6 protein-coding genes and 2 pseudogenes are annotated in these 7,751 nt (G+C 48.8%); 1 reads left to right on the top strand and 7 read right to left on the bottom strand.

All coding sequences use genetic code 11. The annotated features are described in order from the left end of the window. On the top strand, positions 1 to 810 hold an 810-nt coding region (locus OXG10_03100), incomplete at its 5' end, for a sodium:calcium antiporter (GenBank protein ID MCY3826357.1). On the opposite strand, the gene OXG10_03095 is transcribed toward OXG10_03100, so the two are convergent. The 7 genes and pseudogenes from OXG10_03095 to OXG10_03065 form a co-directional block, all read right to left on the bottom strand. Continuing rightward, positions 799 to 2,517, bottom strand: a complete 1,719-nt coding sequence (locus OXG10_03095) for an AMP-binding protein (protein MCY3826356.1) — start codon at positions 2,515 to 2,517, stop codon at positions 799 to 801. The genes OXG10_03100 and OXG10_03095 overlap by 12 nt on opposite strands. A gap of 414 nt (positions 2,518 to 2,931) precedes the next feature. Continuing rightward, positions 2,932 to 3,513, bottom strand: coding sequence for a Swt1 family HEPN domain-containing protein (locus OXG10_03090; GenBank protein ID MCY3826355.1), 582 nt, complete (start codon positions 3,511 to 3,513; stop codon positions 2,932 to 2,934). Further along, positions 3,513 to 4,514, bottom strand: a complete 1,002-nt coding sequence (locus OXG10_03085; GenBank protein ID MCY3826354.1) for a DUF5343 domain-containing protein — start codon at positions 4,512 to 4,514, stop codon at positions 3,513 to 3,515. Before OXG10_03085 ends, OXG10_03090 begins: the two co-directional genes overlap by 1 nt. Continuing rightward, a pseudogene (locus OXG10_03080) lies at positions 4,514 to 4,699 on the bottom strand (chorismate-binding protein). The gene OXG10_03085 and the pseudogene OXG10_03080 overlap by 1 nt, the downstream one beginning before the upstream one ends. Positions 4,700 to 4,756: 57 nt before the next feature. Further along, positions 4,757 to 6,532 carry a monovalent cation:proton antiporter-2 (CPA2) family protein gene (locus OXG10_03075; GenBank protein ID MCY3826353.1) on the bottom strand — a complete coding sequence of 592 codons (1,776 nt, stop codon included), beginning with the start codon at positions 6,530 to 6,532 and terminating at the stop codon, positions 4,757 to 4,759. 270 nt (positions 6,533 to 6,802) lie between these two features. Beyond that, the gene (locus OXG10_03070; GenBank protein ID MCY3826352.1) at positions 6,803 to 7,372 is read right to left on the bottom strand and encodes an aminodeoxychorismate/anthranilate synthase component II; all 570 of its coding nucleotides are present in this window, start codon (positions 7,370 to 7,372) and stop codon (positions 6,803 to 6,805) included. 20 nt (positions 7,373 to 7,392) lie between these two features. After that, a pseudogene (locus OXG10_03065) lies at positions 7,393 to 7,602 on the bottom strand (chorismate-binding protein). Between the last annotated feature and the right edge of the window lie 149 nt (positions 7,603 to 7,751).

The following is a 7,751-nucleotide window of genomic DNA, read 5'->3' as shown; positions in this document are numbered from 1 at the left end:
CCCGAATTCATGGTTTCCTTGGTGGCAGTCATAGAGGGCTCAAGTGACATAGCAGTTGGAAACATGGTCGGAAGCAATATCGCCAACATCGGGCTTATTTTCGGCCTGACGGTTCTTATAAGTCCAATAGCGATAGGCAGAGAAGCGTGGAAAGAGCAGTGGCTTCCGCTTGTTTTTATGGGGCTTATGACTTTTGCCGCTTTCGGCCTCAGCCTCACGGAATTCTCTCTCAGAAGAGGTGAAGGAATACTGTTGTTTTTTCTACTTGCCGTCCTTTTGGTTATCCCCTACGGAAAATCCACAGAAGAAAACGAGGCTTCTTCCGTATCACCAGATGATGGCGGGTGGAAGCTCCTTCTTTACGTAGTCTCGGGTTCAGTGCTTCTGGCTGTCAGCGCCCATCTTTTGGTTAGTAGCGCAATAGATATCGCCGAACAGCTCGGGATAAGCGAACTTTTCATAGGAGTCGTGGCAGTTGCCTTCGGAACTTCACTTCCGGAACTTGCCGCTTCGCTCGTGGCCGCGTGGAGAAAAGAGCAGAATATAGTCGTTGGCAACATAATAGGGAGCAATTTCTTTAATCTCGGGTATTTGGGTCTCGTTGCGGTTATCCGACCCATAGAGGAGGTAAACCGGGATATGTTCGGATACACATCCGAATTCACATTTTTTATGCTGCTTACAGTTCTTTTCGTGTTACTAATCGGAAAAACCCAGATTAGTAAAAACAGGATCGGAAAAAAGAAAGGCGCTCTTCTGCTTATAATTTACGTAGCGTTTCTCTACTTTATCTCAGGCTCACTTTCTTGACCTTAGCTTGAGCCCGCTTTCGTGCCTGTCCCATGTGGAACCGGATATGCTCTTTAGTTCCGAAACCGCGATTTTTTGGGTTGAGGTGAGAGGATATTCCTCGTAGACTTCAATGAACCTTGGAACCATGGCCACCATCACCTTCTCGGCCATCCACTCGCAGAATTCCACAGGATCGAAATCCGCCCCTTCCTTAAGTATCAGGTTGAGCTTGATCTCGTCATCCGATATGTCGGGCAGTCTAATGCCTACGGCCACCCCCTCCCGAACTGAAGGATGTTCCTCGGAGACATCGGCCACTGCCACAGGATCAACGTTCTCTCCCGACACGCGTATCCTGCTGTAGCGGCCCATGAAGTAGTATCTCCCGTCGGTTCCCGCAGCAAACAGGTCATCCGAATTGAAAAATCCCTGGTCGTCAAAAGCGTTTTTCGTTCTTCTCTCGTCCTTGAAATATTCATCGAGGGTAGTGTGCGGAACTAGGGGCTTTATGAAAAGAAGTCCTTTTTCCTCCTCGGCGGGAGCGGGGTTCTTGTCCACGTCCCATAGTTTGTCTATGATCTCGTCTGTGTTCAGGGGATCTCTTATCTCAAGGTGGTACCCCTCGACGGGAAATCCGCATGAACCAGGGTTTTCATCCTCGGGGTCCTTCCAGAGCGGCATCCCCATCTCAGTAGATCCGTAGCCCTCAACTATCTTCGTGTTGAACCTTTCCTCGAACTCGCGAAGCTTTTTAGGCGCGGGCCCCGAGAGCATCATCCTTATCCCATGCTTTGAATCCCACTCTGACAGCGGAGAAGCCCATATGTATTCTGGCACCGCTCCCAGCATGTTCGCCCCGGTCGCACCGCAGCCCGCCGCCCACTTCCAGAAATTGGAGGCGGAGAACCTCGGGAAGAAAACGGCTGAACCTCCAACCGCTATCGAGACGAAAAGGCACATCACCTGGGCGTTTGCGTGTCCCAGGGAAAGAACCGTCATCAAGACGTCTTCGCTTCTTAGCCCTTGCTGCTGTATGAAGGAGCGAACCGTCATGATCACCCCTCCGTGATCGCGGATAACACCTTTGGGCATACCCGTGGTGCCGGAAGTGAACATGCACCTTTCCTTGTCGGCAATAGTCACGTCGACTCCCGGGTTTTCGAATGAGTATTGATCAAAAGTGGAAAAAGGAAGTGCTCTTATGCCCCCTATATCCGCCGGAGCATCCTCCGAGACAAGAAAAACCGCCTCGAGATTCTCGAGCTTGTCCGCTATTTCAGTTATGTAGGGAAGGCTCTGGGTGTCGACCACGAGCACCCGCATCTCGGAGTAGTTTATTACGTAAGCCAGCCTATCGCCTTTTTCATCCTTGTTTATCGGGACCTGAACGGCGCCTGATTTGTGCGCGGCAATAATCGATATGACGTACTCTGAACAGTTGAGCATGTACATGCCGACCTTGTCCCCTTTTTTTATTCCGAACTCCCCGACAAGACCGTTTGCCACCCTGTTCGCCCAGGCGTTGGTTTCCCCGTAACTGTAGCTTTCAGCCACGTTGCCGTCTGAATCCCCGAGGCTGAACATCGTTTTTTCTGGGTATGACTCAGCCCCAGCTTCAAGGTATCTGGTTATCGGAAGCCACTTGTCGGTATCGTCTAAGGGGCCGTTTGGAAGAGTCCCTTTCCCTATGTATTTTTCGTCTCTCGGACGTAAAGGCAGTTTCATTTTTCTCCTCTTGCGTATTTTAGTCTCAGAATATAAATCACCGCCTTTGACGGTTTCAAGCTCTTGCTTATTCTGACCGCCCTAGTCTACCTGAAAAAAGCAAATGGCTTAGGCAGAGTGTTTATCTGCTCAGTTCTCGCCGATTTATCTTTGCTTCGAAGAGTTCAAGCACGTCACATAACCTATAAAGACGAAACAAATTCACCCGTGCTACGGGATTGATGGATCGCTTCTCCGTAAATGACTACTCTAGAGAAAATCTCCGGAACCAGAAACCTGATTACTCAACAAATCTTCTTTCAGGTGGGCTGTATCTATTTCATCTGTATGGTACTCAAATGCGGCAATAGCCTAGAGAATAAAATTCGCTGGAGTTTGCGTGCTGGGAATGTATAGAACCGGATGTCCAATATATTATTCCATCTGCCGGAACCAGTCGCGTAGACTTAGATGTAGTCGCAATTCTTCGTCCTCCGCGAGTGCTTTGCAGTGTGCTATCGGCGCACGCAATGTATTAAGCGTCGCTAGGACCCTTTCGACTGCCTGAACATCGCAAAACATATCACCGAAGATGTCCCAATTAGCCTTAATGATTTCGCCTAGCTCCCCAAAGGTTGTGAAATCTATTAGCTCTACTGATCGGGGGGTGACTCCCGATGATAGTTCTTTCTTTCGGTTTCGCTCAGCGTTCTTACGAACGATTTCCGGTACAGCAGTACTCCACCAGTTGGTACCGTGCTCTTCCTCAAGACGCTGGACAATCACTTCTCGTATACTATTCTCAAGACAGTAAAAGATTGCATAATTCGTTGACATACGAGATGCCTCGGTTCGAAGCCGTTCAGTGAACTGAGGGTAATAAGTCTGATCTATGCTTTGTTCTTGGTCTTTCTTGTGGCCAAGATCAATATCATACTCCCTTTCTATCTGTCGAATATCCGACTCGATAGTTAGGTTGTTTAACCCAAATAATTTGATTGCTTCTTCTGCGCGCATCAGTTTTTCAATAGATTCTCCCTAAGAGCTCTGAAAATAGCATTGAAGACCTCGGGATCTTTGGTCTCTGGGAGGTTGAGATTGATCGTGTATCCTACTCTCAACTCAATGTTGTCTTTATCGGTAATCGGAGATACATTTTCAGCGTCACTCGAAGGCTGTGCCAAAGAAGTTGCTTCCGATTTTTGTTCAGAGACTAGATTTTGGGGATCCTCCGCCTCGAAGTCCGCTAACTCTTTCAGCGCCAAAAAGGTGCCAACAATGGCTCTGGTGCGACTGTCTTCCTTTGTTCCACCTGTGATCTCGATTACCTGTCCTGTCAACTTTTCACGAGACAATTCGTAGACATATTCATTCCGGTCAAAAAGTTCGGTAAATGCATTCTTTATCCCTTTGGCAACGGCGAAGCCTTGGGTCTCAGGATTACGAAATTGGTCGTATAGAACCGTTGGAACTCCGTCTGCACCGAGAAGCCCCATACGTTTTAGTAACGGAATAATAGGTCGTGCACTACCCCCACTGTGTCCGAGTTTCGTCTCCAGAAAATCTTGAGTAAACCTTTCAGGGCGCTTTGCATTTTGAACTTTTTCTAGTATCTTCGGAATCAATCCTACTGACACCATATAGGGCAACTTAGAAGCCATTGATATCTTCCTCAAATATATACAAGAAGTTGAAGCGATTAGGATACAAGACCGGGCTGAAAACTCAAGAATTGTCACTTCCGGTGAGGTCACGAACTCTATTGTGCCCTTAGCGCTCGTAACAGGATGTTTGCCCACAACACCTTGGAAACTTGCATCCTGGCTATTCTCAAAAACTATGTGATGAAAGTATAGATTAACACCGAGAATGGGTTTTTCCCCGACGTACCTTTTTATTATGTCGACCGAAAGCCAGCTTCTTTGAGGATGCAAGGGCCGGGGAGGGGGGATCACGATTATGTCAGAGGCAAGATCATCCAAGAACTCAAAATTATCCCCTTTTTTGCTCCCGGTCATCAGAGTCCGTTCTCCGCAAGTTCAACCAACTTCACCAAGGCCTTTACCTTGTTAACCGTTTCTTGGTACTCGGTTTCTGGATTCGAATCTGCCACTATACCGGCTCCTGCCTATATGTAGATTTTACCGTCTTTTATAACTAACGCTCTTATGATTATGCAGCTGTCCATGTTGCCCGAAAAACTGAAGCAACATATGCAAACTCCGGTAGGTGCCTAACACCCAAGTTTGTAAAAAACTAATCAAGTTTTCTTTTCGACGCGCAGACTGGTTTTTTTATCTTCCTTGAACAATTCCTTTAGTTCCTGCGTCGTATCAAACACATCTTCAGGAAACCCGGTTTTATCGTGGTAAACCGCCATCTGATTATCCAGAGCTTGGGCATCGTGTTCCCGAAAAGCTTGAATTATCTCCGCCGCATCGGACTGGGGTAACCCCAGATGCTCAAGCAGTTGGGTTGAAAGAGCAAGGCTTGAAAGCAGAGTCTCGCGAATCACGGAGGTCACTCCAAGCTCGCGGAGCTTTATTTCGTGAAAACGATTCCTAGCACGCGCCATGATTTTAAGGTTCGGAAAAGAGTTAGATACCTGGCTGACTATTTTCATAGACGATTCGACATCGTCAATCGCCACGACGATCGCAGGAGCTCGGTCAATATGAGCGGATAGCAGAACCCGCAGGCTCGATGCGTTGCCATAGTATGTTTCGCTTGCAAACTGACGAACGAAGTCAACCCTCTTGGGATCGAGTTCAATCACCGTGAATGGAATTTCAAGTATGGTCAGTATTCGGGCTACGGTCTGGCCGAACGGACCAAAACCTACGATGATAACGGAATTTTGCGATCCATGGGTTTCCTCTAACGGCTCAGGTGCGCTGTCCTTTTCGGCACCGAACCGGGAACCGAGTCCAACAAGAAAAGGTGTTGCCGCCATCGACAACGTCACCACCAAAACGGCAATATCGACAACGAATTGATCTACAAGCTGCGCCGAAATGCCTATGGTAAACAGGATAAAGGCAAACTCCCCGCCCTGGGAAAGCACAAGTCCCGTCCGTACCGCTTCATCGTGCTTAAGACCCTGCAATCTGGCAAGCGGGTATATAACGAGCGATTTTACGACCATGAGAACCGCAGTCAGCCCGACGATCAAAAGCGGCTTGCTGATCAACAAACCCAAGTTGGCCGACATGCCGACCGCAATGAAGAAAAGACCCACAAGCAGCCCCTTAAAGGGCATTACGTCCGCTTCAAGCTGGTGGCGATACTCAGAATCGGCAACCATAACGCCCGCCACGAAAGCCCCGAGCCCCATTGAAAAACCGATGCTGTGCATCGCCAAGGCGGCACCTGTCACAAGCGTAAGCGCGGCGGCCGTGAAAAGTTCATGGATTCCCGTGGAGGCAACAAAACGCAGGGCGGGGCGAAGCGTAAACCGAGCAACCACGAATCCACCCACAACAGCGACAAGAAGCAGCAAGTTCAACGACACCGAATCCCCGGGCTTAGAAGACAAGATGCCTATTAAGGCTATTGCGGGGATAACGGCAACATCCTGCATAAGCAGCGTGCCGAAAGCCGCACGTCCATGGGGCCTGTTGAATTCCTTGTGCTCCCCGAGCCACTGCACGACAAATGCCGTGCTTGAAAGAGCAAGAGAGAACCCGATCAGCATTGACGCAGGCGTTCCCATCCCCAGCAACATGAAGCAGAACACCGCAATCACGACTGAAGTGATAAGGATCTGGGTTATACCCAGCCCGAAGAGAAATCTCCGCATGGTCCAGAGACGATGCGGACGAAGTTCGAGACCGATGAGAAACATCAACAAAACGATTCCGAACTCAGCGAAGTGCAGAACTTCCGTTGCATTGCCCACAAGCCCGAACACGCCTGGACCGATCAGCAATCCAACAAGCAGATACCCAAGCACGCTGCTCAATCCGAACTTACGGCAGACAGGAACAACGACAATCGTTGCCAGCAGAAAAATGAAAGCTTCAACCAGAAGGCCCATCTGACCTCCTGCGAAACGGACTCGAATCCTGCTCTCTTAAAACTTCTCTTTGTTTAACCAACTCAGACATGGCTTAACAGACTTAACTCCTTCGGAACTTTGCGCTCACGCTGAAATGTGGGCAAGTAAAAACAGACCGTAAACCGCTTTTTCGGTTCGGGACCGCATTTGGGGAAAAAGCTGGTCAAAATGCTGTCCTATGCTCTAAATATGTTAATAAGTCGAAAGGGCTTCTCAAGCAGGAAAAAAAACGGGAAAGCCGTATCGGCTTTACCCATAGCAGTCGATAAAGTTTCTTAGAAGATCCTTCCCGCACTCCGTAAGGATGGACTCGGGGTGAAACTGAACGCCCTCAACGGGAAGTTCCCTGTGCCTTATCCCCATGATTTCACCCTCCTTGGTCCAAGCGGAAATTTCGAAGTCGGACGGAAGGGATGCCTCTTCCACCAGAAGTGAATGGTATCTCGTAGCTTCAAAGGGATTCGGAAGATCCTTATAGATGGTTTTTCCGTCGTGGAGGATCGGGGAAGTTTTTCCGTGCAGAAGCCTCTCTGCCCGGACTATGTTCGCCCCGTACGCATAGCCCACCGCTTGGTGACCCAAGCAGACACCGAGAATGGGTTTTTCCCCGACATACCTTTTTATTATGTCGACCGAAATCCCAGCCTCTTTGGGAGTGCAGGGCCCGGGAGAGATTACGATTATGTCGGGGTCAAGATCATCCACGAAACCGAAATCAAGACTGTCGTTTCTTCTCACCTCGATCTGCTGACCGAGTTCCCCCAGGTAGTGGACCAAGTTGTAGGTAAAGGAATCGTAATTATCAATCATCAGAATCATTTTCCTTTTGCTCTCGGTCATCAGAGTCCGTCCTCCGCGAGCTCAACCGATTTCACCAAGGCTTTTACCTTGTTAACCGTTTCCTGGTACTCGGTTTCGGGATCCGAATCTGCCACTATGCCGGCCCCCGCCTGTATGTAGATTTTGCCGTCTTTTATCACAAACGTTCTTATGGTTATGCAACTGTCCATGTTGCCCGAAAAACTGAAGTAGCAGACGCATCCACCGTATGCTGCTATGGCCGGGTTTTGGGAAAAAACTTATCAAGTTTCCTTTTCGACGCGCAGACTGGTTTTTTTATCTTCCTTGAACAATTCCTTTAGCTCCTGCGTCGTATCAAACACATCTTCAGGAAACCCGGTTTTATCGTGGTAAACCG

The sequence above is a fragment of the Candidatus Dadabacteria bacterium genome (assembly GCA_026706695.1).
Taxonomy (GTDB): domain Bacteria; phylum Desulfobacterota_D; class UBA1144; order Nemesobacterales; family Nemesobacteraceae; genus Nemesobacter.
This window is presented reverse-complemented; position numbering and strand designations above follow the sequence as displayed.